Source organism: Gammaproteobacteria bacterium, from assembly GCA_021648145.1.
GTDB lineage: Bacteria > Pseudomonadota > Gammaproteobacteria > JAADGQ01 > JAADGQ01 > S141-38.
Genome location: JAKITI010000002.1, coordinates 106461 through 131047, shown reverse-complemented (window position 1 = coordinate 131047; position 24587 = coordinate 106461). Strand labels below are relative to the sequence as shown.

Annotated in this window: 21 protein-coding genes; 18 read left to right on the top strand and 3 right to left on the bottom strand. The window is 46.1% G+C overall.

From position 1 onward, the window contains the following. Position 1 precedes the first annotated feature (1 nt). From L3J70_01810 to L3J70_01725, 18 genes are all read left to right on the top strand, one after another. Positions 2 to 736: a Crp/Fnr family transcriptional regulator gene (locus tag L3J70_01810; GenBank protein ID MCF6235106.1), complete on the top strand. Its 735-nt coding sequence runs from the start codon at positions 2 to 4 to the stop codon at positions 734 to 736. A 24-nt stretch (positions 737 to 760) separates the two neighbouring features. Next, complete coding sequence (gene glgP / locus L3J70_01805; protein MCF6235105.1) at positions 761 to 3268, top strand: alpha-glucan family phosphorylase; 2508 nt, start codon at positions 761 to 763, stop codon at positions 3266 to 3268. Positions 3269 to 3514: 246 nt separating this feature from the next. Next, positions 3515 to 3739 carry a DUF2934 domain-containing protein gene (locus tag L3J70_01800; GenBank protein MCF6235104.1) on the top strand — a complete coding sequence of 75 codons (225 nt, stop codon included), beginning with the start codon at positions 3515 to 3517 and terminating at the stop codon, positions 3737 to 3739. A 24-nt stretch (positions 3740 to 3763) separates the two neighbouring features. Beyond that, complete coding sequence (gene ppsA / locus L3J70_01795) at positions 3764 to 6214, top strand: phosphoenolpyruvate synthase (protein MCF6235103.1); 2451 nt, start codon at positions 3764 to 3766, stop codon at positions 6212 to 6214. 20 nt (positions 6215 to 6234) lie between these two features. Beyond that, the gene (locus L3J70_01790; protein ID MCF6235102.1) at positions 6235 to 8694 is read left to right on the top strand and encodes a plasma-membrane proton-efflux P-type ATPase; all 2460 of its coding nucleotides are present in this window, start codon (positions 6235 to 6237) and stop codon (positions 8692 to 8694) included. Positions 8695 to 8718: 24 nt separating this feature from the next. Then, a complete protein-coding gene (gene hypA / locus L3J70_01785) occupies positions 8719 to 9060 on the top strand; it encodes a hydrogenase maturation nickel metallochaperone HypA (protein ID MCF6235101.1) in 342 nt (113 codons plus the stop codon). Further along, positions 9060 to 9740: a hydrogenase nickel incorporation protein HypB gene (hypB, locus tag L3J70_01780; protein ID MCF6235100.1), complete on the top strand. Its 681-nt coding sequence runs from the start codon at positions 9060 to 9062 to the stop codon at positions 9738 to 9740. The genes hypA and hypB overlap by 1 nt, the downstream gene beginning before the upstream one ends. Positions 9741 to 9744: 4 nt before the next feature. After that, complete coding sequence (locus L3J70_01775) at positions 9745 to 9978, top strand: HypC/HybG/HupF family hydrogenase formation chaperone (GenBank protein MCF6235099.1); 234 nt, start codon at positions 9745 to 9747, stop codon at positions 9976 to 9978. After that, on the top strand, positions 9975 to 11096 hold the full coding sequence (gene hypD, locus L3J70_01770; protein MCF6235098.1) for a hydrogenase formation protein HypD: 1122 nt from the start codon (positions 9975 to 9977) through the stop codon (positions 11094 to 11096). The genes L3J70_01775 and hypD overlap by 4 nt, the downstream gene beginning before the upstream one ends. Then, entirely contained in the window at positions 11093 to 12118 is a 1026-nt protein-coding gene (gene hypE, locus L3J70_01765; protein ID MCF6235097.1) for a hydrogenase expression/formation protein HypE, read from the top strand. Before hypD ends, hypE begins: the two co-directional genes overlap by 4 nt. A gap of 6 nt (positions 12119 to 12124) precedes the next feature. Further along, positions 12125 to 13285 (top strand): hypothetical protein, encoded by a 1161-nt coding sequence (locus tag L3J70_01760; protein MCF6235096.1) that lies wholly within the window; start codon positions 12125 to 12127, stop codon positions 13283 to 13285. A gap of 42 nt (positions 13286 to 13327) precedes the next feature. Then, positions 13328 to 15067 carry an NAD(P)H-dependent oxidoreductase subunit E gene (locus L3J70_01755; GenBank protein ID MCF6235095.1) on the top strand — a complete coding sequence of 580 codons (1740 nt, stop codon included), beginning with the start codon at positions 13328 to 13330 and terminating at the stop codon, positions 15065 to 15067. Continuing rightward, positions 15064 to 15795: a 2Fe-2S iron-sulfur cluster-binding protein gene (locus L3J70_01750; GenBank protein ID MCF6235094.1), complete on the top strand. Its 732-nt coding sequence runs from the start codon at positions 15064 to 15066 to the stop codon at positions 15793 to 15795. Before L3J70_01755 ends, L3J70_01750 begins: the two co-directional genes overlap by 4 nt. Next, positions 15788 to 16324 carry an NADP oxidoreductase gene (locus tag L3J70_01745; GenBank protein ID MCF6235093.1) on the top strand — a complete coding sequence of 179 codons (537 nt, stop codon included), beginning with the start codon at positions 15788 to 15790 and terminating at the stop codon, positions 16322 to 16324. Before L3J70_01750 ends, L3J70_01745 begins: the two co-directional genes overlap by 8 nt. Positions 16325 to 16333: 9 nt before the next feature. After that, entirely contained in the window at positions 16334 to 17806 is a 1473-nt protein-coding gene (locus L3J70_01740) for a Ni/Fe hydrogenase subunit alpha (protein MCF6235092.1), read from the top strand. Further along, positions 17796 to 18299, top strand: coding sequence for a hydrogenase maturation protease (locus tag L3J70_01735; GenBank protein MCF6235091.1), 504 nt, complete (start codon positions 17796 to 17798; stop codon positions 18297 to 18299). The genes L3J70_01740 and L3J70_01735 overlap by 11 nt, the downstream gene beginning before the upstream one ends. A 227-nt stretch (positions 18300 to 18526) precedes the next feature. Beyond that, positions 18527 to 19804 (top strand): Vi polysaccharide biosynthesis UDP-N-acetylglucosamine C-6 dehydrogenase TviB, encoded by a 1278-nt coding sequence (gene tviB / locus L3J70_01730; GenBank protein MCF6235090.1) that lies wholly within the window; start codon positions 18527 to 18529, stop codon positions 19802 to 19804. A 2-nt stretch (positions 19805 to 19806) separates the two neighbouring features. Further along, complete coding sequence (locus L3J70_01725) at positions 19807 to 20814, top strand: NAD-dependent epimerase (GenBank protein ID MCF6235089.1); 1008 nt, start codon at positions 19807 to 19809, stop codon at positions 20812 to 20814. 75 nt (positions 20815 to 20889) lie between these two features. Here the strand turns inward: L3J70_01725 and L3J70_01720 are convergent, their stop codons facing one another. The 3 genes from L3J70_01720 to L3J70_01710 all read right to left on the bottom strand — a co-directional run bounded on the left by L3J70_01720 (position 20890) and on the right by L3J70_01710 (position 24585). After that, positions 20890 to 22422 (bottom strand): SulP family inorganic anion transporter, encoded by a 1533-nt coding sequence (locus L3J70_01720; protein MCF6235088.1) that lies wholly within the window; start codon positions 22420 to 22422, stop codon positions 20890 to 20892. A gap of 176 nt (positions 22423 to 22598) precedes the next feature. Continuing rightward, entirely contained in the window at positions 22599 to 23954 is a 1356-nt protein-coding gene (locus tag L3J70_01715; protein MCF6235087.1) for a sigma 54-interacting transcriptional regulator, read from the bottom strand. After that, positions 23941 to 24585 (bottom strand): hypothetical protein, encoded by a 645-nt coding sequence (locus L3J70_01710; protein MCF6235086.1) that lies wholly within the window; start codon positions 24583 to 24585, stop codon positions 23941 to 23943. The genes L3J70_01715 and L3J70_01710 overlap by 14 nt, the downstream gene beginning before the upstream one ends. Positions 24586 to 24587: the final 2 nt, after the last annotated feature.

The window sequence follows — 24587 nt, the reverse complement described above, 5'->3', positions numbered from 1 at the left end:
CATGACACCCGAATCCCTTTTTTATACTGACAGTCTGAAATGCCTCAAGCATTCAGCGCTATTCGGTCAACTTGATGAGACCACACTGGTGGACATCCTGCAGCGCTGTCGCCACGAAACCTGGAAGCGCCATCGCCATTTGCCTGTAGAAGAAACTTGGCAGCGTTTCCATATTCTTCTGTCTGGTCGGGTACGGATCAGCCGTAGCAACTCTGAAACAGGTCGCATGGTCACTCTATTTTTGCTCGGCCCGGGTGACCCATTTTGCACTTTCAGCCTGCTGGATGGTGAACCCCACGATGTCATGCTGGAGACTCTGGATAATATCTCCCTGCTGAGCCTGCCGATGGAGGAGGCACGTTCATGGGTGAGTGAGCACCCGAAATTTAATAGCACCCTGCTGCCTTATCTGGGAAAACAGATGAACACGCTTGCAGAGCTTGCTGCTGATCTCGCGCTGCACGATACGGAAACTCGTCTGGCACGTCTGATTTTGCATCATGTAGATACGCCCTCTACAGAGAAACAGACACATATATCGCCGCACCTGATCAACAACCTCTCGAACGAATCACTGGCAGAAATGATAGGCAGTGTGCGGGTGGTGGTTAATCGCCAGCTCCAGCACTGGAAACAAGAGGGCATTATTGATACCCATCGGGGTTATCTGATGGTGGAAAAACTGGACGACTTGATCCTGCGGGCGAAGCAGAAACTGGTTGATATTCCTCAATAATTTTTTCTACGCTGGAGACAGACCATGCAGACTGACCATTACTTGCCACGCACACTGCCCAAGTCATTACAAGGGTTGGCGACATTAGCACTCGATCTACGCTGGAGCTGGAACCACGGAGCGGATGCTTTGTGGTGCCAAGTCGCCCCCGAGCTATGGGAAGCTACAGCCAACCCTTGGCTGATTCTGGAAACGGTTTCTGACCAACGCCTGAAAATGCTGACAACTGATACTGAGTTTATTGAAAAACTACAGCAGCAGCTCGGTATGCGTGAGACTCATTTGAAGGAAAAATCCTGGTTTAACAAAACGGTCAATAGCCGCTTTTCAGGCTATATTGCTTATTTCAGCATGGAGTTCGGTATTTGTGAGTCACTGCCTATCTACTCTGGTGGTCTGGGGGTGTTGGCGGGAGATTATCTCAAGACCGCCTGTGATCTCAACGTACCTTTAATTGGGGTCGGTCTGCTCTATCAACAGGGTTATTTTCGTCAAGCATTGAATGCTAACGGCGAGCAGATTGAGTTTTATCCCTATAATGATCCAACCATGTTGCCCGTGGTGCCCTTGCGTGATGACAGTGGTGAATGGATGCGAGTGACGCTTGAGCTACCGGGTCGGTCTTTACGTTTACGCACTTGGCGGGGTCAAGTGGGTCGTCGTACCTTGTTATTGCTGGATAGTAATGACCCACTGAATGCGCCCGGTGATCGAGCCATTACCAGCGAGCTTTATGGCGGGGGTGAAGAGATGCGTTTGCAACAGGAGATCGTGCTGGGCATTGGTGGTTGGCGGTTGTTGGAGATGCTTGGAATTGATTGCCCCGTGTGCCATCTTAATGAAGGTCATGCTGCATTTGCTATTCTGGAGCGCTGCCGATATTTCATGCAACGCACTGATCAAACTTTTCACGTTGCGTTACGAGCAACACGAGCGGGAAATTTATTTACGACCCACACCCCAATAGCCGCCGGTTTTGATTGTTTTTCCCCCGATTTGTTTACGCTCTATTTTCAAACGATGGCGCTGGCATGTGGGGTGGAAACAGATGATCTTTTAGCACTGGGACGACTCAATATCGACGATCAAAGTGAGCCTTTTAATATGGCTTATCTGGCCATGCGTGGTGCTGGAGCAGTCAATGGCGTGAGTCGCCTGCACGGTGAGGTGAGTCGCAAAATTTTCCAGCCACTGTTTCGGAACTGGCCCGAGGCCGAGGTTCCAGTGAGTTATGTGACAAATGGGATTCATGTGCCGAGCTGGGATTCGGCCGCAGCCGATGCACTGTGGACGGGTGCCTGTGGCAAATCACGCTGGCGTGGCACTCTGGATTCAGTGGAGGCGGACTTACGCCAGCTATCGGATGAAAAACTTTGGCGTTTCCGTGCTGAAGGACGGAAACGGTTGATCAAGTTCTTGCGGCAATATTGGGTACGCCAGCACTGTGGGCATAGCGCTAGCTCTATACAGGTTCAGGCGTGCAGTGAAATTTTTGATCCAGATGCATTAACGTTGGGTTTTGCCCGACGTTTTGCTGAGTACAAACGACCCAATCTATTACTGCACGACCCTCAACGGTTGGTGCAACTGCTCACTCACCGTGACCGTCCTGTACAGTTGGTGATTGCGGGTAAGGCACATCCAAAGGATGCCGTAGGCAAACGCATGTTGCGCCAATGGTGGGATTTCCTTGAGAGTCACGGTATGCGCGAACGAGTGGTGTTTGTTGAGGACTACGATTTGGGCGTTGCACAACAACTGACTCAAGGCGTGGACGTCTGGATTAACACACCGCGTCGCCCATGGGAGGCCAGCGGCACCAGCGGAATGAAAGTGTTAGTCAACGGCGGCCTGAATCTGTCCGAATTAGATGGCTGGTGGGCTGAAGCCTATGGTTGGGCGCTGGGTGATGGATTTGAGCATGATGATATTTCTGACTGGGATGTGGAAGAAGCCGAGCAACTTTACCGGATATTGGAAGATGAAGTGGTTCCCTGCTTTTATCGCCGTAATGAACAAGGCCTGCCTGTAGAGTGGGTGGCTCGAATGCGTGAAAGTATGGGCAGCCTGACGGCGCAATACTCATCAAATCGTATGTTGCGGGAATATACAGAAGACTATTATCTACCACTGGCCGAAGCCTATCAGCAACGCAGCACCGATTTTAATATTGCCGTTGAACTGGAGGCTTGGCATACGCAGCTCAAACAGCACTGGCAATGGGTTCACTTTGGCAATGTAAGCACAAGAGATGATGATAATGGCCTCCACTTCGAGGTGCAGGTCTATCTTGATGACATATCAGCGGAAGCCGTAAGTGTCGAGTTGTATGCCGACCCGGTGACGGGTCATGACTCAGTGCGCCAACCACTGATTCGTGGTGCAGCGCTGGCCGGTACAGCGAATGCTTATGTTTATACAGGATCGGTTCCGCTCGGCCGACCCGAATCTGATTACACTCCCCGTATCATAGCGGCTCATCCGTTGGCTCGTGTTCCCCAGGAAGCCAGCATGATTCTTTGGTATCGATAATTAATGCGCTGTAATCTTTTGCACAAAACCTGAGCAATACCGAGGTTATTATGCCCGAACTAAATAATGAAGAGTTTGATCTGTAACACCTCGGGCTGCGCCCTCTCAGTGAAGGCTTATTTCAGTTGTAATAAAAAGTGTAACCTAGGTTACAGCGGTGTGGATTCCATTGTTATTAAATAGGGTTGGGTATGGGTGTTTTTTATTTAAGTTCATACACTCTTAACAAAAAATCAGGAGAGGGTCATGTCTAAGATAAAAGAAAAAAAGCTCCAAAAAAAGAGGCGTAAAAAGTCTGAGCCCACTAAGAGCAGGCAGCGAACTATTGTTGTTACCGAACGATATACCATGATTGCTGAAGCCGCTTATTTTATTGCTGAACATCGAGGTTTTACAGAAGGTAATGAAATAGAGGATTGGCTTCAAGCGGAAAAGGAAGTTGATACCTTGCAATACTTGGGGCAGTTTTAAGCGCATCAGAAAAAAGGGACAATCATGACAGATTCACCGATTTATATTCGCTGGTTCAAAGAGCTCTGTATTGATGACGTAGATTTAGTCGGTGGTAAAAACGCCTCACTGGGTGAAATGTACCAAAACCTAACGGCATTAGGTGTGCGAGTACCTAATGGCTTTGCCGTGACCGCCACGGCATACCGTGATGTGCTGGATGATAATAATGCCTGGCAAGCGTTGCATACGGCACTGGACGGGCTTGATCCCGACGATGTAAAGGATTTACAGGCACGGGGAGAAAAGGCGCGTTCGATTGTATATAACTGTAAACTTCCAGAAGATCTGAAGGCAGAGATTTTGAAGGGGTATGTACAACTCAAACAGGAGTATGGCGAAGATATTTCGTTAGCGGTGCGTTCGTCGGCGACCGCTGAGGATTCCCCAGAGGCCTCTTTTGCCGGTCAAAATGAGAGTTATCTCAACATCAGTAGTGAAGATGCTCTGCTTGATGCCTATAAACGTTGTCTGGCTTCCAACTTTACCGACCGCTCTATTCACTATAAATACGATAACAATTTCGATCTCTATAAAGTCCATCTCTCCGTCGTGGTGATGAAAATGGTACGCAGTGATATAGGGACGAGTGGTGTTATGTTCTCACTTGATACGGAAACAGGATTTAAAGATGTTGTGTTCATCAACGCCGCATTCGGTCTGGGTGAAAATATCGTTCAAGGCACTATTGACCCTGATAGTTTCTATGTCCACAAGCCAACATTTAATAAAGGGTTTCGTGCTGTTCTCAAGCGCCAGTTAGGCAGTAAAGAGAAAAGGATGGTGTTCACTGATAAAATCAATACTGACAATATCGCCACCGATTACATCAAAAATATTGATACCAGTACGGAAGAGAGAAGTCACTACTCTATCTCTGATGAAGATGTCATGGTGCTGGCCGATTATGCCATCAAAGTTGAAAATCACTACTCCAAAAAAGCAAACCATTACAAGCCGATGGATATGGAGTGGGCAAAAGATGGGCTGGATGGCCATTTTTATATGGTGCAGGCACGGCCAGAGACCGTAGAGTCACAAAAAAAAGGCAATGTGCTTGAAATTTATCATCTCAAAGAAACAGCTGAAATTCTTGCACGGGGTCAGGCGATCGGCACTCGGATTGGTGCGGGAAAAGTACGTGTCATTAATAGTGTTGAATCATTGAGTGATTTTCAGCCCGGAGAGGTGCTGGTTGCCGATACCACCACACCGGATTGGGAACCCATAATGAAAACCGCAGCTGCGATTGTGACTCATCGTGGCGGCCGCACCTGCCATGCGGCCATCGTTTCTCGTGAACTCGGTGTTCCTGCCATTGTGGGGGCGGGTAATGCAATGGAAGTGCTCAAAAGTTCTCAGGAAGTGACGGTCTGCTGCGCCGAAGGCGAGACTGGAAAAATCTATGATGGGATTCTTGATTTCGAGATTCAGCAAACGGATCTTAGCCAGTTAGCGCATCCTGAAACTGCGATCATGATGAACCTGGGCAATCCAGACCAGGCGTTCAGTTTCGCTTCACTGCCGGTGGATGGCATCGGTCTGGCGCGTATGGAATTCATTATTAACGAATATATCAAAGCGCATCCTATGGCGTTGATACACCCAGAAAAAGTGGATGATGTAACACGCAATAAAATCGCCGCCATGAGTGTCGCTTACGATGATCCGACTGATTTTTTCATCAAAACGCTTGCCGAAGGTGTCGCCACAATTGCCGCAGCGGTTTATCCAAAGCCCTGCGTGGTGCGCATGAGTGATTTCAAAAGTAATGAATATGCGACCCTCTTGGGAGGGCATTTTTTTGAACCGGAAGAAGAGAATCCGATGATCGGTTTTCGGGGGGCTTCCCGTTACACTCATCCTGCTTATGCCGCAGGCTTTGCACTGGAGTGCGCGGCAATGAAACGAGTGCGTGACGAGATGGGCTTAACTAATGTCAAGTTGATGATCCCTTTTTGTCGTCGTGTGCAGGAGGGCGAACAAGTGCTGGCAGCGATGGCTGTTAATGGCCTTGAACGGGGCAAAAACGGGCTGGAGGTTTACGTCATGTGTGAGATCCCCAATAACGTTATTCTCATTGATGAATTTGCCAAACTATTCGATGGTTTTTCCATCGGTTCCAATGATCTTACTCAGCTTACTTTGGGTGTAGATCGTGATTCAGAGATCGTTGCCTTTGACTTTGACGAACGTGATTCCGGCGTAAAAGAGATGATTCGCCTCGCAGTGACAGGTGCAAAACGTAACGGTCGCCACTCTGGTATTTGTGGCCAGGCACCCTCGGACTATCCCGAGATGGCTGAGTATTTGGTAGAGCTCGGTATTGATTCAATCAGTCTAAACCCCGATACGGTGCTGACGACCACGCAGCTTATATTGGAGGTTGAGCAGCGTCTGCGGGCGTGCCCTGACAAGGACATCAGGGAGAAATAGCTCAGTACAAGGCACTCATAATGGTTAAACCAGAGACAGATACCAAAAATTCAGTGCAGGGTCTCAGTTCCGCTCAGGCAGAAGAGCGGCTGCAACAGTACGGCCCCAATGCGTTGCAGGAGAAAAAGCGCTCACCACTGCTGCGCTTGCTGGGTTATTTTTGGGGACCCATTCCATGGATGATTGAGGTCGCGGCCATTCTCTCCGCGCTGGTTCAACACTGGCCTGATTTCTGGATCATCATGGGGTTATTGGTCTTTAATGCTGGCATTGGCTTCTGGCAAGAGTACACCGCAGGCAATGCCGTGGAAGCGTTAAAAAAACAGCTTGCGCTCAGAGCGCGAGTACTGCGTGATGGTGCGTGGCAAGAGGTTGATGCTAAACGATTGGTGCCAGGCGATGTTATCCGTATCCGCTTGGGGGATGTGGTTCCGGCTGATGTGACATTGATTGAAGAGGGTTATTTGAATGTAGATCAGTCAGCCCTTACGGGGGAATCTCTGCCCGTGACCAAGCAGGCCGGGGATGAGGCATATTCAGGTACTGTTGTGAAACAGGGGGAAGTTGTTGCTGAAGTGAGTGCGACTGGCGGGCAGACTAAATTTGGTAAAACCGCCAGTTTGGTCGAACAGGCCACCACGGTCTCCCACTTTCAAAAAGCCGTGCTGACCATCGGCAACTATCTGATTTATGTCAGTTTGGTGCTGGTGGTCATTCTTGTGCTGGTGCAGTTGCATCGTAATGCCCCATGGCTGGAACTGGTGCAGTTTGCTCTGATTTTGACTGTCGCATCCATTCCTGTGGCCATGCCAGCAGTGCTCTCTATGACGATGGCGGTGGGTGCTGTGGCACTCTCTAAACTCAAGGCTATTGTGACTCGGCTGGAATCCATCGAAGAGATGGCTAGCATGGATCTGCTCTGCTCAGACAAAACCGGCACACTGACTCAGAATCGCCTGACGCTGGGTAAAGTCGAGGTGTTTCACTCCGAGGATGAACAGGCGGTGCTATTGATGGCATCACTGGCTTCCAGAGCAGAGAATCAAGATGCCATCGACCAGGCGGTGCTGGAAGGGCTGAAGAACCAAGAGCTCTTCAAATCTTATCGTCAGAGCCGCTATGTGCCTTTCGACCCGGTGCATAAGCGCACTGAAGCTACCGTAGTGGATAGCCAGGGAGAAACCTTTCAAGTGACCAAGGGCGCACCCCAGGTGATTAGGCAAATATCTGGCCTAACGGATGAAGAAACCCAGCGGGCACAACAGGTTGTGAATACTTTTGCCGAGCAGGGCTATCGTGCTCTGGGAGTAGCACGTAAGGAACAAGATGCAGAGCAGTGGCAATTTCAAGGTATTATCTCGCTGTTTGATCCGCCTCGAGAGGATTCAGCGGAGACAATTGCCAGCGCCCAAGCCTATGGTGTGAGTATGAAAATGCTGACAGGTGATAATCAAGCCATCGCCAAACAGATTTCCGGTAAGCTCGGCCTGGGTACGAACATTCTGCCAGCCAGCGCACTTGCTCTGGATAAAGATGGCCGTCGAGATGTCAGCGATGGTGAGCGTATAGAGAGCACTGACGGTTTTTCTGAAGTTTTTCCAGAGCATAAATTCGGTATTGTCAAACTACTTCAGGCGCGTAATCACATCATTGGAATGACCGGTGATGGTGTCAACGATGCGCCTGCTTTAAAACAGGCTGATGTGGGTATTGCTGTCAGTGGCGCGACAGATGCCGCGCGGGCGGCGGCGGATCTGGTGCTCACCGCCCCTGGATTATCGGTGATTATTAATGCCATTGAAGAGGCGCGGCGTATTTTTGAGCGCATGAATGCTTACGCCATTTACCGCATCTGCGAAACAATTCGCATCATGCTTTTTGTCGTGCTAACGATGATATTTTTCAATTTCTACCCCATCACTGCGATCATGATCATTCTGCTCGCATTTCTCAATGATGTTCCCATTATGTCAATCGCCTATGACCGTACTCGGCTGGAGAAAAAACCAGTCCGCTGGAATATGAAGCAGGTCATCACGGTGGCAACCGTGATGGGAGTTGTTGGTGTGATCGGTAGTTTTGGCATGTTGCTGATTGCGATGGATTGGCTGAAACTTGATGTGGCACAGATTCAGACGTATGTCTTTTTGAAAATGGCTGTAGCAGGTCATCTTGTACTGTTCGTTGCTCGCAGTAAAGACTATTTCTGGAAACAGCCGTGGCCCGCGCCTATCATGATCTGGTCGGCTTTGATCACCAAACTGGCCGCCACTCTTTTAGCCGCCTATGGCTTTGGTCTTATGGTTCCCATCACCTGGCCTGAAATTGCTCTCATTTGGGGGTACTCTATTGGTTCAGCGCTATTGACTGATGCCATCAAGGTTCAAGTCTATCGACACCTGGAGCGTCGTACACGGCAACATCAAGAGTTTCTCACCCGTGTACAACAACCTCTGCACGGTTATGGGAAAAAAGAGTGAAAATATTAATGATGGTAAACAGATATGCATGAGCTCTCGTTATGCGAAGATATGATTGATCTGCTACGGGAACGAGCAAAGGTCGACCACTACAGCCAAATAAAAAGTATTCAGATTGAGATTGGCAAGCTCTCCTGCGTCGAGTCCTATGCATTGATTTTTGCCTTTAGTGCGGCTGCCAAAGGCTCGCTAGCTGAAAATGCAACACTTAAAATTAACGAAATTCCTGGCCAGGGATGGTGCGATCAATGTGCTTCAGAGGTCACAATCGAACAACGCTTTGATACCTGTCCACATTGTGATTATTATCCACTGGAGATCAGGCAGGGTGATAAAATGCGAATCAAATATGTTGAGGTGATCTGATGTGTAGCGTATGCGGATGTCACAACGAACAATCCCGCCTGATTAGTATTGAGCAGGACATTCTAAGCAAAAATAACCGCTATGCCACAATCAATCGAGACTACCTCAATGAGCGTAACATTTTTTGCCTGAATCTTGTCTCCAGCCCTGGCTCAGGTAAAACAACGCTTCTGTGCGAAACAATCAAAGCCCTGGGACATGAGACTCCAATCACCGTCATTGAAGGTGATCAGCAAACAAGCTTTGATGCTGAGCGCATTCGAAAAACGGGCGTGAAAGCGGTACAAATCAACACGGGTAAAGGTTGCCACCTAGATGGCCAGATGGTGGGGCGGGCAATTGATGAGCTCAAGCCGGAGTCACACAGCATTCTGTTTATCGAGAATGTGGGAAATTTGATCTGCCCCGCTGCTTTCGACCTCGGTGAAGCAAAAAAAGTGGTCATTTTATCGGTCACAGAAGGTACGGATAAGCCACTTAAATACCCAGATATGTTCCACGCAGCTGACCTGATGATTCTAAATAAAACCGACCTTCTACCCTATGTTGATTTTGATATCGAGCTCTGCTTTCAATATGCACTGCAAGTCAATCCTGACATTCAAATTTTAACGCTCTCGGCAACAAGAGGTGATGGTATGAAATCATGGTTAAACTGGATCGAACAACATAGAGAATAAGCTCATGTGCCTATCGATACCTGCCCGAGTTGAATCCCTGAATGCTTTCGAGTCAACAGCCATTGTTGAACTCAATGGTATTCGCAAAGAGATCTCTACACTGCTGCTTGATGAAGTTGCTGTGGATGATTATGTATTAGTGCATGTTGGTTATGCACTGGAACGCATCAACCCTGAAGAAGCGGCAAAGACACTGACGATGTTTGATGAACTGCGCACCTTGAGTGATGCCGAATGAAGTATGTAGATGAGTTTCGAGATGGCAATAAAGCCAGGAAAATCGCCGAACTGATTCAAGCAGAGGTCAGATCTGATCGTCAGTATCGCTTAATGGAGTTCTGCGGTGGCCATACTCATGCCATATTCCGCTTTGGCATTATTGACCTCATGCCTAAGAACCTACAGTTTATACATGGACCTGGTTGCCCTGTCTGTGTATTGCCAGCAGGCCGTATCGAAGCGGCGATCAAGCTTGTTGAAAACAGTGAAAATCTGATTCTCTGCACTTATGCTGATCTGATGCGCGTTCCTGCTGGAAAACGTGACAGTTTAAATAGAGCAAAAGCACACGGCGCAGACATTCGAATGATCTACTCCAGCACCGATGCACTTAATATCGCTCGTCATAACCCTGAAAAACAAGTGGTTTTTTTCGCTATCGGCTTTGAAACCACCACGCCACCAACCGCCGCTGCAATTAAAATCGCTCATCAAGAAGGGTTAAAAAACTTCACTGTATTTTGTAATCATGTCGAAACGCCCCCTGCAATGGCTCATATTTTATCTTCGGGTGAAGCTCACCTTGATGGCATTCTTGGACCATCACATGTCAGCACGATTATCGGCAGCCATGCCTATACCGAGTGCTGCAAGCAGTACTTCATGCCATTAGTAATTGCAGGTTTTGAACCTCTCGATGTAATTCAATCAACACTGTTGTTAGTTCGCCAGATAAATGAAAGGCGCTTTGAGGTCGAAAACCAATATCGTCGTGCCGTCACAGAGAGTGGCAATAAAAAAGCACAAGCTCTGATGAGTGAAATATTCGAGCAGCGACCGTTGTTTGAATGGCGTGGTTTAGGTGAGCTGGAAAATAGTGCCATACAGATCAAAAACAAGTTTGCCGATTTTGATGCAGAGAAACGCTTTGCCATAGAGCATATCGAAATAGCAGATATCAAAGGTTGTATTTGCCCCGCAGTGCTGCGTGGAGTCAGCAACCCCAATGAATGCAAGCTGTTTGGTGCTGCCTGCACACCAGAAGACCCTAAAGGAGCCTGCATGGTTTCATCCGAAGGAGCTTGCGCTGCTTATTATAGCTATGGTCGATATCGAACTGAGGTCACAAACTTATGAGTCGTTTAGATCTTAGAAATGGTGTCATTGAAATGAGTCATGGCAGTGGTGGAAGAGCATCAAGCCAGCTGATTGAAGAGCTGTTCATCCCCCACTTTGATAACGAACTGTTACGCCAGGGAAATGATGCGACTGTTTTTGATATACCTGCGGGTCGCATGGTCATCACAACCGATGCCCATGTCGTCTCTCCCCTGTTTTTCCCTGGTGGAGATATTGGTTCACTTTCAGTGCATGGCACCATTAACGATGTCGCGATGAGCGGCGCAAAGCCACTTTACCTTTCAGCCAGTGTCATTCTTGAAGAGGGGTTTCCTCTGGCTGATCTGGAAAAAATTGTTATCAGCATGGCCGCTGCCAGCCGTAAAGCAAATGTACCCATTATTGCTGGTGATACCAAGGTGGTTGAGCGTGGCAAAGGTGACGGCCTGTTTATCAGTACCACCGGCATCGGCATCGTTCCTGATGGAGTGAATATTTCGGGTGATCTCGCTCAACCGGGGGATCTGGTTTTGTTAAATGGTTTCATTGGAGATCACGGCATTGCCATTCTCTCCAGTCGGGAGGGGTTGGAGTTTAATACAACCATTAAATCCGACTCTGCCGCTTTAAATGAACTTGTATCAGAGATGGTACAAGCGGAGCCAGACATTCATTGTTTAAGAGACCCTACTCGCGGCGGTCTCGCGACAACACTCAATGAACTGGCTAAGCAGTCCGAAGTCGGGATACAAATCAATGAAACAACCATTCCTGTTCGTGACGAAACTCAAGGTGCTTGCGAACTGCTCGGGCTTGATCCGCTTTATATTGCAAACGAAGGAAAGTTGGTCTGTATCTGCCCCAAAGAGTCGGCGAAGAATCTGCTCAATATCATGCAGCAACACCCTCTGGGAAAAGATGCCGTCATAATTGGACAAGTGGTTGAAGATCGTCAGCAACTTGTCGTAATGAAAACAACCTTCGGCGGTCAACGTGTCGTTGACTGGCTGGCTGGAGAGCAACTACCACGTATTTGCTAATAAAATATGGCTCATTTTTTTGCAACTACAATACCGCTGCCTGAAGGCCTTGAAAAAGCCTCGGAGATACTTGCGCTGGGTGGAGAGCTTAAAAGCAGCATCTGTCTACTCAGTGATGGTCAGGCACACCTCAGCAAAATAATAGGTGATCTTGAAGAGGAAGCGGTGTATCGCCATTTTTTAGAGCAAGTTGATGCTGTTTTTAACCACATGAAACCAACGCAACTGGTGATTGATAAACACCCTGATTATCAATCCAGCCAATTAGGGCATCAGCGAGCTCACACAGACAACATCAAGCTCACTCAAGTCCAACACCATCATGCCCATATTGCCGCTGTGATGGCCGACAATCAGTACCCTCTAAACTCTAAACCTGTATTGGGTTTTGCGCTTGATGGCCTCGGTTTTGGGGATGATGGCACAATTTGGGGAGGGGAAATATTACTCTCGAATTACCAAGACTTTAAAAGAGTCGCCAGTTTTAAACCCGTACCAATGATCGGTGGAGCCGCTGCAATCCATGAGCCTTGGCGTAACACTCTGGCACACTTGCTTCCAATCTGGGGACAAGTTAAAGAAAACTTTGCAGATACTGACATCATACAATTTCTTAACACGAAACCGACTTCAGTATTAAAAACAATGGTTGATAAAGGTGTTAATGCCCCTCTCACCTCTTCGTGTGGTCGCCTATTTGATGCCGTTGCCGCTGCATTAGGTCTTCATCGCGAACATGTTGAATTTGAAGCCCAAGCCGCCATTCATTTAGAGGCACTGGCCTCCTCTTGCTTTGAACAAGAGACCGAGCCTTACTCTTTCGATATTATTGGCAATAAAAATATATTACAAATCGGCTGGCAAGCGATGTGGTTAGAGATACTAAAAGATATTCAAGAAGGCCAAAAAACTGAGCGTATCGCATCTCGTTTTCATCACACATTGATTCACGCGTTGAGTGGAGTCGCCACAACATTTAAGGAAATCCATGATTTTGGCCATGTCGCACTTTCTGGTGGTGTCTTCCAAAATCAGCTGATCTCTACTCACCTTCCAATAGCACTAAAAAAGAGTGGCTTTAAGGTATTACAACATCAGAAGATTCCATCTCACGATGGTGGATTAGCGATAGGTCAAGCGATAATTGCAGCGGCTCGTTCAATATAAAATGGAACACAAACCTAATAAAAGTATGATAATGGTTTTATTATGAGCATTAAATACCCATATAACCCTACGAACCATCTACTCCATGTTCTTTTTGAGGAGCAACAGCGTGCTCATTTCATTTCAAACAATGCCATTCAAAATATATCAAAATCGCTGAATTTACCACATGCACAAGTGGAAGGTGTCGTTGAGTTTTATGCTTTTTTCCACCGAGAGCCACGAGGCCAATTTGATATTCTATTCAGCAATTGCACAAGCTGTGGTGATGCCTGGTTAAGACAGCGACTCTGTGACAAATTAAACGTCAAATTGGGAGAGACACGCAGCGATGGACTCGTATCAATTGATCAAACTTCGTGCATCGGCATGTGTGACCACGGTGCATCACTCCTTCTTAATAACAGCCTCACAATCACCTCACTCACTGCGAAGCGTATTGACCAAATAGTCAAACTGGTTGAGTCCAGCACCGCCCTGCAAGAGTGGCCTAAGCACTGGTTTGATATTAGCGACAACGTTCACAAAAGAGGGCTTTTACTCACTGAACCCTTTCAACCTGGCTCAGCTCTGAAAGTGATGATCGAACACAACCCTCCTGAAATTCTCAACGAGATCATTGTCTCGGGTCTCAAAGGGCGTGGCGGTGCCGGATTTTCGACAGGGTTAAAGTGGAAACTATGCCGTGAAGCGATAGGTGATGCACATTACGTGATCTGTAATGCAGATGAAGGCGAGCCTGGAACATTCAAAGATCGCGTTCTTCTTAACAGCTATGCTGATCTGGTCTTCGAGGGTATGACAATCTGTGCATACGTTATTGGTGCAAAGCAGGGGTTTCTCTATCTGCGCGGTGAATATCGCTACCTGCTGGATACGCTCAATGCCACACTGCAGAAACGACGTGAAACGGGACTGTTAGGAGGCAATATTCTCGGGCAAGGCTTTGACTTTGATATCTCCATTATTGTCGGAGCAGGCGCTTACATCTGCGGTGAAGAGTCAGCCCTGATTGAGTCATTGGAAGAGAAGCGTGGTATTCCACGCATTCGCCCACCCTTTCCAGTAACACAAGGTTATAAAGAACAACCCACTGTTGTAAATAACGTGGAGACGCTGGCAACGGTGGCTAAAATTGTATTGCACGGTCATCACTGGTTTGAAAGCCATGGCACGAACCGATCCAAAGGCAGCAAACTACTTTCAGTCTCCGGCAACTGCGCTCGACCGGGTATTTACGAATATGATTTTGGAGTGAGCCTGCAAGAAGTGCTCAACGATGTTGGCGCTGAAAATGTACAGGCGGTTCAAGTGGGCGGCCCCTCAGGCCGACTGCTTGGGCCCGATCACTTCAATCATCTCATCAGCTTTGAAGGCCTTTCAACGGGAGGTTCTTTAATGATTTTCGCAAAACACCGAGATATACTCGCTCTCATTCATAACTTCAGCCACTTTTTTGCCCATGAAAGCTGCGGTTTCTGTACGCCCTGTCGAGTAGGCACTCGGCTGCTGGAAAACAGCATGAGCAAGCTATGCAATGGTCACAGCACCGCTTACGATATTGATGAGATCAAGCATATCTCCGCATTGGTTTCACAGTATTCCCATTGTGGCTTGGGTGTCTCTGCGGCTCACCCGATTCTGGATGGTCTAAAATATTTCCAAAAATCCTTTGAAGAGAAAATATTAAAAAAAGAGATGGAACCTGAGTTCGATCTCGATTCTGAACTATCAGAAGCGCGTGCTATTACAGATAGAGATGATCCTGGAGCCCACTTATGAGCCAATCTATTTCAATTGATGATATTGAAGTTCCCTTTGAAAGTGGCCAGACGATTATGGATGCGGCACTGGCTGCAGGCATCTATATCCCGCACCTTTGCCACAATCCATGCCTTAAACCTCATGGCAGCTGCAAACTCTGTAGCGTCGAAGTCAACGGGCGGTCTGTCTCCTCCTGCACAACGAAAGCAGAGGATGGACAGGAGATCATCAACAACAGTGAAAAGCTCAATAAAGCACGCCTCACGATCACCCAGATGCTTTTTATTGAGGGCAACCACCTCTGCCCGACTTGTGAAAAAACAGGTCACTGCACACTGCAAGCAGTGGCTTACCACCTTGGCATGCTTGATGGCCATTTCCCACAGTTTTACCCCAAGCGTGAAGTCGATGCTTCGCACCCTTCGATTATGCTGGATCGGGATCGTTGTATTCTCTGCGAACTCTGCGTACGTGCCAGTCGTGATATGGATGGCAAAAATGTATTTGCCATTTCGGGGCGTGGTACTGATTCACACTTGAGCGTCAATTCACCCACAGGTAAACTGGTCGATTCAAATATTGATAAAGATGATCTCGCCGTTCATATCTGCCCCGTAGGTGCAATTCTGATTAAAGAGCACGGTTACGAAATTCCGATTGGCTGCCGAACTTTTGATCTGCGTAGCATCGCTGAAATCGATTTGGGCGATGTAAAACTCTCTGAAAAGAGTCAACACAATGAATAAAATACGCATCGCAACCACGTCCCTCGCGGGCTGTTTTGGCTGCCATATGTCATTTCTTGATATCGATGAAAGAATTTTCGAGCTGCTTGAGCATATCGAGTTTAACCGCTCACCATTGACGGATATTAAACACTGCGACATTTGTGATATCGGCTTGGTTGAAGGCGGTTTATGCAATGCAGACAATATTCATGTGCTCAAAGAGTTTCGTGCAAACTGTAAAGTTCTTATTGCCGTCGGAGCCTGTTCTATCAATGGTGGCGTGCCTGCCATGCGCAATCATCACCAACTAGCAGAGTGCTTGGCAGAGTCATATCTCAACGGTATAGGCGTAGAAAACCCACAAATTCCTAATGATGTAGAGGTTCCGCTTTTGCTCAATAAAGTTCACCCTATTCATGAAGTTGTAAAAATAGATTATTACCTGCCTGGTTGCCCACCCCCAGCTGATGCTTTTATGAAGGTACTGGGTGATCTGATTGAAGGGCGTGAACCCTCTTTACCAAAAACGATGCTGCGTTACGATTAGGAAGTGAGTATGAAAGAGAATAAAAAAAGACAAAACCTGCGTCGTGTCGCGATTGATCCTATCACCCGTGTTGAGGGTCACGGTAAAATCACACTATTGCTTGATGAGAACAGTCGCGTTCAGGAAGCACGTTTGCATATTGTTGAGTTCCGTGGTTTTGAAAAATTTATCCAAGGGCGACCCTATTGGGAAGTCCCATTTTTCGTGCAGCGCTTGTGTGGCATCTGTCCAGTCTCTCACCATTTAGCCGCCGCCAAAGCGATTGACCAGCTTGTGGGTGTCGAGCAACTGACACCAACAGCGGAAAAACTGCGTCGGCTGCTGCATTTTGGCCAAGTATTACAATCACACGCCCTGCACTTCTTTCACCTCTCATCACCTGATCTTCTGTTTGGTTTTGGCTCAAACCTGGCACATCGTAATATCGTAGGTGTTATTGAAGATTACCCAGACCTAGCGCTCAAAGGGGTTAAACTTCGTAAATACGGCCAGCAAATTATTAAAGCGATTACGGGCAAACGTATCCATGGTACAGCTGCCATTGCTGGGGGCATGAATAAAGCTTTAAGCCTGGAAGATCGCAATGGGCTTTTGGAAAATATCAATGACATACTGAGCTGGACGCAAGAAGCCGTCACACTGAATGAGCAGATCCATACCAGCCATGCAGAGAACCACAATTTTGCAGCCATTCAAAGCCATTTTCTATCCATGGTCGATGGGGAAGGTGCGCTGGAGCTTTATCACGGCGGCCTACGTGCGACATCAATCACTGGTGAAAAAATATTTGATCAGTTTGATTATCGTGGTTATCAAGAGATCATTCGTGAAGAAGTTCGACCATGGTCCTACATGAAATTTCCATTTCTTACCGAACTGGGCAAAGAGAACGGCTGGTATCGAGTGGGCCCATTAGCACGTTTGAACAGTTGTGACTTTATCTCCACACCCCAAGCTGAAGCAGCGAGAAAAAGATTTCGTGCTTTTGCTGATGGTGGCTTAGTTCAGGATACGTTGGCTTACCACTGGGCACGCATGATTGAAACCTTGCATTGTGCTGAAGCGATTCATGACCTACTTCACGACCCTGATATTTGTGGCACTGATCTTATGGTGCATAGTAATGAGAAACGAAAAGAAGGCATCGGTGTCATTGAAGCACCACGTGGCACACTGTTTCACCACTACATTATTAACGAGGAAGGCTTAGTAGAAAAAGCCAACCTGATCGTATCCACCACCAGCAATAATCAAGCAATGAACGAATCAGTACGCGCCGTTGCGGATGCTTATATTGATGGTAACGAAATCACCGAAGGATTACTGAATCACCTGGAAGTCGCGGTACGTGCTTACGACCCCTGCCTCTCTTGTGCAACACACGCACTGGGGAAAATGCCGTTACAAGTTGAACTCATTGGTGCATCAGGCCAACAAGTTGATCGTTTATTTAAACATTCTGACGGAACAATTGAGCGCTAATCCAGCTATGCCCCCTTCCCCTAAAAAAATTCTCTGTTTTGGTTATGGAAATCCTGGCCGAGGTGATGATGCACTAGGCCCTGAACTTATCAATTATATAGAAACTCAGGAACTTAAAAATGTTGAGTGCATCTGTGACATGCAGCTTCAGGTTGAAGATATTACCGAGCTTACTGGGCGTGAAAAAATTATATTCATTGATGCGGATATGTCTTGCGAAGCACCCTTCCAGTATTCACAAATCTCAGCACGTAAAGATTGTTCATATACCAGCCATGCAATGACTCCTGAAGCGCTGCTTTATGCTTATTGGAAAACGTATGGAAAAGAAGCGCCGCCTGCTTATATGCTGCGTATTCGAGGGTATCAATTTGAGTTGGGAGAGTCGTTGAGTACAGCGGCTGAGGTTAATCTTGGAGAGGTGCGGAAGTTATTAAGAATATGGGGCAGCGATATGAACTCCCTCTTTATTAACAATAAAATTAAAGATTAAATAAGAACTTAAATTATTGATTTATCAGCGTTTCATATATTATACATTTTTGGACATTCATCTTACTTTAAATTAGTACGATAAATACCTTAATTAATGACCAATAGGATGGCTTTACATTTTATAATTCATCAGTTATATCTACCATACTATTGATTGGCACCAAACAAAAAGCAAGAGATCGCTTCGTATTATCATATTAAAGCTCAAGTAATAAAGGAAAAATAATGTTTGACTTAAACTCCACAAAAATTGGCATGATAGGCCTAGGTTATGTCGGTCTGCCACTGGCTGTCGAATTCGGCAAGAAAATGACAATCATTGGCCTAGATGTGAACACCGCACGCATTGCTGAATTAAAACAAGGAAAAGACAGCTCTCTGGAAGTTGAGCCTGAAATACTCAAAGAAGCGACACTGCTCTCTTACACGACAGCTCCCGAAGACCTCGCAGAGTGTAATATTTTTATCATTACCGTACCCACACCTATTGATAAAAATAAGCGCCCAGACCTGACCCCACTGGAAAAAGCCAGTGAAACTGTTGGCAAACTGCTTAAACCTAATGATATTGTTATCTATGAATCAACCGTTTACCCTGGTGCAACTGAAGAAGTTTGCATTCCAATCCTGGAGGCACAGTCTGGGCTTGTATATAATCAGGATTTTTATGCAGGTTACAGCCCTGAACGCATCAACCCTGGTGACAAAGAGCATCGCGTCAGTAATATTCTTAAAGTCACCTCAGGGTCAACACCAGAAGTGGCTGATTTTGTCGATCTACTTTACCAACAGGTCATCACAGCCGGCACTTACAAAGCCAGCACCATTCGTGTTGCCGAAGCTGCAAAAGTCATTGAAAATACCCAGCGCGATGTCAATATTGCCCTGATCAATGAGCTTGCGCTTATTTTTAATAAATTAGACATTGATACTGAAGAAGTTTTACTTGCCGCAGGTACAAAGTGGAACTTCCTGCCATTCCGTCCAGGTTTAGTCGGTGGGCACTGCATTGGTGTTGACCCTTATTACCTCACCCACAAAGCTCAGGAAATTGGTTATCACCCCGAAATGATCCTCGCCGGACGGCGCGTCAATGATGGAATGGGAGCTTATGTTGCCCAGCAGGTTGTTAAATTAATGACCAAAAAGCAGATTCATGTGTCAGGCTCAAAGATTCTGCTTCTCGGCCTGACCTTCAAAGAAAATTGTCCAGATATGCGCAACACTCGTGTTGTTGATATTATTGAAGAGTTTAATGACTATCATACTCAACTTGATGTTTATGATCCATGGATTGACAATAGTGAAGCCCAGAAAGAGTACGGTATTACTACGATAGATTCATTGGAAAATGGAATTTATGATGCAATTATCGTTGCGGTATCACATAAGCAATTCATTGAAATGGGTGTGGATAAAATTCGTGCACTGGGTAAAGAGAAATCAGTTCTATATGATATCAAGCACCTTTTCCCAGCCGAACAAACTGATGGTCGACTATAAAAATGAAAATTTTAATTACCGGAACAGCGGGTTTTATTGGCAACGCACTTGCACAAAAATTACTGGAAAGAGGTGATGAAATTATAGGCATTGACAACCTCAATGACTATTATGATGTCAATTTAAAACTGGCACGATTAGATAAAATAAAAAGCCATAACAACTTTACAGAAGTTAAAATTGATATTGAAGACCGTGATGCCGTTGCTGCGATTTTTAAAAAGCATCAGCCACAACGTGTCGTTAATCTGGCCGCTCAAGCGGGTGTTCGTTATTCACTTGTGAACCCTCATGCCTATATTGACAGCAATATTGTCGGTTTCACCAACATATTGGAAGGCTGTCGGCACAACAGTGTAGAGCACTTGGTTTATGCATCCAGCAGCTCTGTTTACGGCGCTAATAAAAAGATGCCATTCTCTGTGCATGATAATGTTGACCATCCCGTCAGCCTTTATGCAGCAAGTAAAAAAGCCAATGAGCTGATGGCACATACATACAGCCATCTCTACCAACTCCCTACGACCGGATTACGATTTTTCACCGTATATGGCCCGTGGGGTCGCCCTGATATGGCGCTTTTTATGTTTACTAAAAATATTCTCGAAGGCAAACCGATTGATGTATTCAACTACGGCAAGTGCAAACGTGATTTCACATTCATTGATGACATCGTAGAAGGTGTCACACGCACGATGGATAACATATCAAAACCTAATCCTGACTGGTCAGGAGAAAACCCCGACTGTGGAACCAGCTACGCGCCGTTCAAACTATACAACATAGGCAATAATCAGCCTGTTGAATTACAATATTTCATTGATGTTATTGAAAAGAATCTAGGGATCAAAGCACAAAGAAATATGATGCCACTACAACCCGGTGATGTGCCTGAAACCTACGCTAATGTTGATGATTTAATTAACGATGTTGGCTTTAAGCCCGCAACATCCATTGAAGACGGCATCGCACTCTTTATAGAGTGGTACAGAGATTTTTATAAAATATAATAAGACTGATCGCTCTCATCTGAGACCAACAATATACAAAGGTCTCAGATAAGTGATTACAGCGTGTTCCTTAAATCAGCCCAGCTGATTATCTGCAACTTTGTATTTTGGGTCTTCAATAACATTGACCTCTACAAGATCCTCAGCTTGATGTAATAACTTTCTACATTCAGGACTTAGATGGCGTATATGCAATTTTTTACCCACTTTCACATAACGCACAGCTAAAGCATCAATTGCCTCTAACCCTGAGTGATCGTAGACACGCGTATTCTTAAAATCAACAACAACATCGTCAGGGTCACCTTTAGGATCAAAAAGATCACGAAAGCTCTGGATAGATCCAAAGAATAGCGGGCCATTCAACTCATAAATCTTGCTGCCATTTTCATCGATAGAAATATGACACTCCATACGTTTAGCAACATTCCAAGCAAATACAAGTGCCGACACAATGACTCCAACAACAACGGCCATCGCCAAATCCGTTGCCACAGTCACTCCAGAGACTAAAATAAGAACAAAAGCATCAGCACGCGGAATTTTTTTCAGGATACGAAAGCTTGACCACTCAAAAGTGCCAATGACAACAATAAACATCACACCAATCAATGCCGCCAAAGGAATCATTTCGATCAGACCTGATGCAAACAGAATAAATCCCAGTAAGAACAGCGCAGCTGAAATACCCGATAAACGCCCTCGCCCACCTGAATTGACGTTAATCATGCTTTGACCGATCATCGCACAACCGCCCATGCCACCGAAGAAACCCGTCACAACATTTGCAGTGCCCTGCCCCAGACACTCACGATTACCATGCCCTCGTGTATCCGTTAGTTCGTCAATAAGAGTTAATGTTAATAGTGATTCAATAAGCCCCACAGCCGCCAAAATCACAGAGTATGGTAAAATAATCCAAAAAGTTTCCCATGTCAGTGGCACCATAGGAATATGAAAATCGGGTAATCCCCCTGAAATTGATGCAAGATCACCGACTGTTTTTACATCCATATTGAAGATCATAACAATCGCCGTCACTACAATAATAGCGGCCAGAGAGGAGGGAACTGCTTTGGTAAAACGAGGCAAATAGTGAATAATTGCCATAGTCAGTAGAATAAGCCCAAGTAATACAGCCAAAACCGAGCCGCTGAGCCACTGAACCACACCATCATCCCCAACGGGCATTTGAAAGTGTTGTAGTTGTGCAAGAAAAATAACAATGGCCAAACCATTCACAAACCCCAACATGACGGGGTACGGTACCATACGAATGAATTTACCCATCTTCAGCGCCCCTGCGGATATCTGGATAACCCCCATCAGCACCACAGCTGCAAATAGATATTCAACACCATGATCAGCCACCAGCGCCACCATAACGACCGCCAAGGCACCAGTTGCACCAGAAATCATACCAGGTCGGCCGCCAATGCAAGCGGTAATCAGCCCCACCATAAAAGCAGCATAAAGCCCCACCAGTGGCTGAACTCCCGCAACAAAGGCAAACGCGACCGCTTCAGGCACTAATGCCAGAGCAACAGTCAACCCAGACAGCAGTTCATTTTTTAGACGAACTTTTGAGCTCGCGTGTGCTTCAAACATGAAATAAAGTCTCTAAAATAGATTTAAGTAGCCAAGCGAAATTTTGTTAGAATAATTTGTCTTGGCTACTTATAACGGCAAAGGGCGCGAAGTATAAAACAAAATAGTGGCAATTACTCAGGATGTTAGAATAAAATTTTGAATGGCTAAACATTATGTCTAGGCTTCAGAAAAGCTCAGTCATGCCGAAAGATTTTCGGCTCCAGCTGATGACGACCCAGCAATTTGTAAAACTCAGTTCGGTTTCGTTTTGCCAAGCGTGCTGCCTGCGTCACATTTCCCTGGGTCATCTGCAAAATACGCACCAGGTAATTTCTCTCGAATTCACTTTGCGCATCAGCCAGCGGAGTAATTTCTCCCATCTTTCCTCTCAGCGCTTTATTTATCTGCACTTCTGATATCGCAGGTGTAACACTTAATACAGCAACCTGCTCCACCACATTCAGCAACTGTCGTATATTGCCAGGCCATGGTGCAGTCATCAGTGCTTCCATCGCTTCGGGCGAAAAATATTTAGCGATACAATTTTCAGAACGCTTTTGTAACTGCTTCAAAAAATGATTCGCCAGTAATGAAATATCTTCACGCCGCTCACTGAGTGGCGGCAACTCCAACATGACCACGTTAAGACGGTAATATAAATCTTCACGAAAAGTGCCTGCCTGAATGGCGGCTTCCAGATCGGTATGTGTTGCAGAAATAACTCTTACATCGACGGGTATGGATTGGGTCGCACCCACAGGTCGAACCTCCCCTTCTTGTAATACGCGCAATAATTTAGCTTGAAACTCAAGCGGCATATCACCGATTTCGTCAAGAAACAAAACCCCACCATCAGCGGCCTCAATTAAACCAACATGATTAAAGTCAGCTCCGGTAAAGGCTCCTTTGCGATGACCAAACAACTCCGACTCCAGCAGGTTATCAGGAATCGCAGCACAATTGATCGGCACAAAAGGTTTTTCATGTCGAGGGCTAGCTCTATGTACAGCGCGAGCCAGTAGCTCCTTACCTGTACCACTGTCACTCTGAATCAGTATGCTGACTTCACTTTGCGCGATACGTTGCGTCTGTTTCAGCAATTCGTTCATCACTGGGCTTTGTGTCATTATTTCATTGTGCCAATCCGCCGCCATCTCCTCGCCGGTTTTTTCCATGACTGGGTAACACTGTTTAATAGCTGATTTTACATTAGAGATTAACTGCTGACTGTCAAAGGGTTTGGTCAGATAACTAAAAACCCCTTTATGTGTTGCATCAATCGCATCGGGAATAGTGCCGTGTGCTGTCAAAATAATCACGGGGAGCGATGGGTACTTATCTTGCACCGCATCAAAAAGCGCCAACCCATCCATCCCTTCCATCTGTAAATCGGTAATGATTAAATGTGGATGAAAAGCTTCGAGTTTACCAAGCGCTTGTCGCCCGCTCGTTGCAGTTTCAATCTGAAAATCAGCCGATTTCAACCGAAGCGACAATAACTTTAATAGCCTTGGATCATCATCAACCAGTAAAACTCTATTTTGGTTCATTAAGTATCTTATCCGTCAAAGGCGCACTGATTTCCTGCTCCCTAGCATTAATATTTTTATCAATTTTTTGAAGCTGCTCTAATTGTGACTGTGCTTTTGCCAAGCGCTCCCATAAATTTAAAGCGAGTGTTTGTTCTGTTTCGAGCTGTTTTTTTAAAAAGTTCTGGTGACTCTGCATTTTTTTACGCCAATGAATTTCATCTGACAACAGCCATGCAATTTGCCTATCTTGAATGACTGGCACTTCTCCTTTTTCAAGAAAGTCCTTGAGTAGTTGTTCTGCTTCTGCATCATTTTTCAATCTGAATTCCGGCAAACCAAGCAGCATAGCCAAACGCAGTCGATTACAGTTGTCTTTTGTATAATTCAAGCTCAGGCGAAGAGAGACCAACCCCAGTTTCAGCTCATTCGTAGACATAAGCCTGAGCGTTTCATAGTAATTCAACATTCCACCACATTGGCTAACCACGTCCGTTACAGGCTTTTCCTTTAATTTTGGTTGAGCTTTCAGATTTTCATATGGCACTTGTAACGGCTCATGTTGCACTTTTGGTTTGTCATAATGAATCGGTGCACAAGCGGAAAGCGCTCCAAGCAACAATATTAATATGATAGACAATAAACCTTGCATTT

What these genes read in the sequence shown, in the direction of transcription:
- tviB (MCF6235090.1), top strand. Translation starts at nt 18,527, where the DNA reads ATGTTTGACTTAAACTCCACAAAAATTGGCATGATAGGCCTAGGTTAT.
- L3J70_01740 (MCF6235092.1), top strand. Translation starts at nt 16,334, where the DNA reads ATGAAAGAGAATAAAAAAAGACAAAACCTGCGTCGTGTCGCGATTGAT.
- ppsA (MCF6235103.1), top strand. Translation starts at nt 3,764, where the DNA reads ATGACAGATTCACCGATTTATATTCGCTGGTTCAAAGAGCTCTGTATT.
- hypE (MCF6235097.1), top strand. Translation starts at nt 11,093, where the DNA reads ATGAGTCGTTTAGATCTTAGAAATGGTGTCATTGAAATGAGTCATGGC.
- L3J70_01745 (MCF6235093.1), top strand. Translation starts at nt 15,788, where the DNA reads ATGAATAAAATACGCATCGCAACCACGTCCCTCGCGGGCTGTTTTGGC.
- L3J70_01760 (MCF6235096.1), top strand. Translation starts at nt 12,125, where the DNA reads ATGGCTCATTTTTTTGCAACTACAATACCGCTGCCTGAAGGCCTTGAA.
- L3J70_01720 (MCF6235088.1), bottom strand. Translation starts at nt 22,422, where the DNA reads ATGTTTGAAGCACACGCGAGCTCAAAAGTTCGTCTAAAAAATGAACTG.
- L3J70_01755 (MCF6235095.1), top strand. Translation starts at nt 13,328, where the DNA reads ATGAGCATTAAATACCCATATAACCCTACGAACCATCTACTCCATGTT.
- hypA (MCF6235101.1), top strand. Translation starts at nt 8,719, where the DNA reads ATGCATGAGCTCTCGTTATGCGAAGATATGATTGATCTGCTACGGGAA.
- L3J70_01790 (MCF6235102.1), top strand. Translation starts at nt 6,235, where the DNA reads ATGGTTAAACCAGAGACAGATACCAAAAATTCAGTGCAGGGTCTCAGT.
- L3J70_01775 (MCF6235099.1), top strand. Translation starts at nt 9,745, where the DNA reads ATGTGCCTATCGATACCTGCCCGAGTTGAATCCCTGAATGCTTTCGAG.
- glgP (MCF6235105.1), top strand. Translation starts at nt 761, where the DNA reads ATGCAGACTGACCATTACTTGCCACGCACACTGCCCAAGTCATTACAA.
- L3J70_01810 (MCF6235106.1), top strand. Translation starts at nt 2, where the DNA reads ATGACACCCGAATCCCTTTTTTATACTGACAGTCTGAAATGCCTCAAG.
- L3J70_01750 (MCF6235094.1), top strand. Translation starts at nt 15,064, where the DNA reads ATGAGCCAATCTATTTCAATTGATGATATTGAAGTTCCCTTTGAAAGT.
- L3J70_01715 (MCF6235087.1), bottom strand. Translation starts at nt 23,954, where the DNA reads ATGAACCAAAATAGAGTTTTACTGGTTGATGATGATCCAAGGCTATTA.
- L3J70_01710 (MCF6235086.1), bottom strand. Translation starts at nt 24,585, where the DNA reads ATGCAAGGTTTATTGTCTATCATATTAATATTGTTGCTTGGAGCGCTT.
- hypD (MCF6235098.1), top strand. Translation starts at nt 9,975, where the DNA reads ATGAAGTATGTAGATGAGTTTCGAGATGGCAATAAAGCCAGGAAAATC.
- hypB (MCF6235100.1), top strand. Translation starts at nt 9,060, where the DNA reads ATGTGTAGCGTATGCGGATGTCACAACGAACAATCCCGCCTGATTAGT.
- L3J70_01725 (MCF6235089.1), top strand. Translation starts at nt 19,807, where the DNA reads ATGAAAATTTTAATTACCGGAACAGCGGGTTTTATTGGCAACGCACTT.
- L3J70_01800 (MCF6235104.1), top strand. Translation starts at nt 3,515, where the DNA reads ATGTCTAAGATAAAAGAAAAAAAGCTCCAAAAAAAGAGGCGTAAAAAG.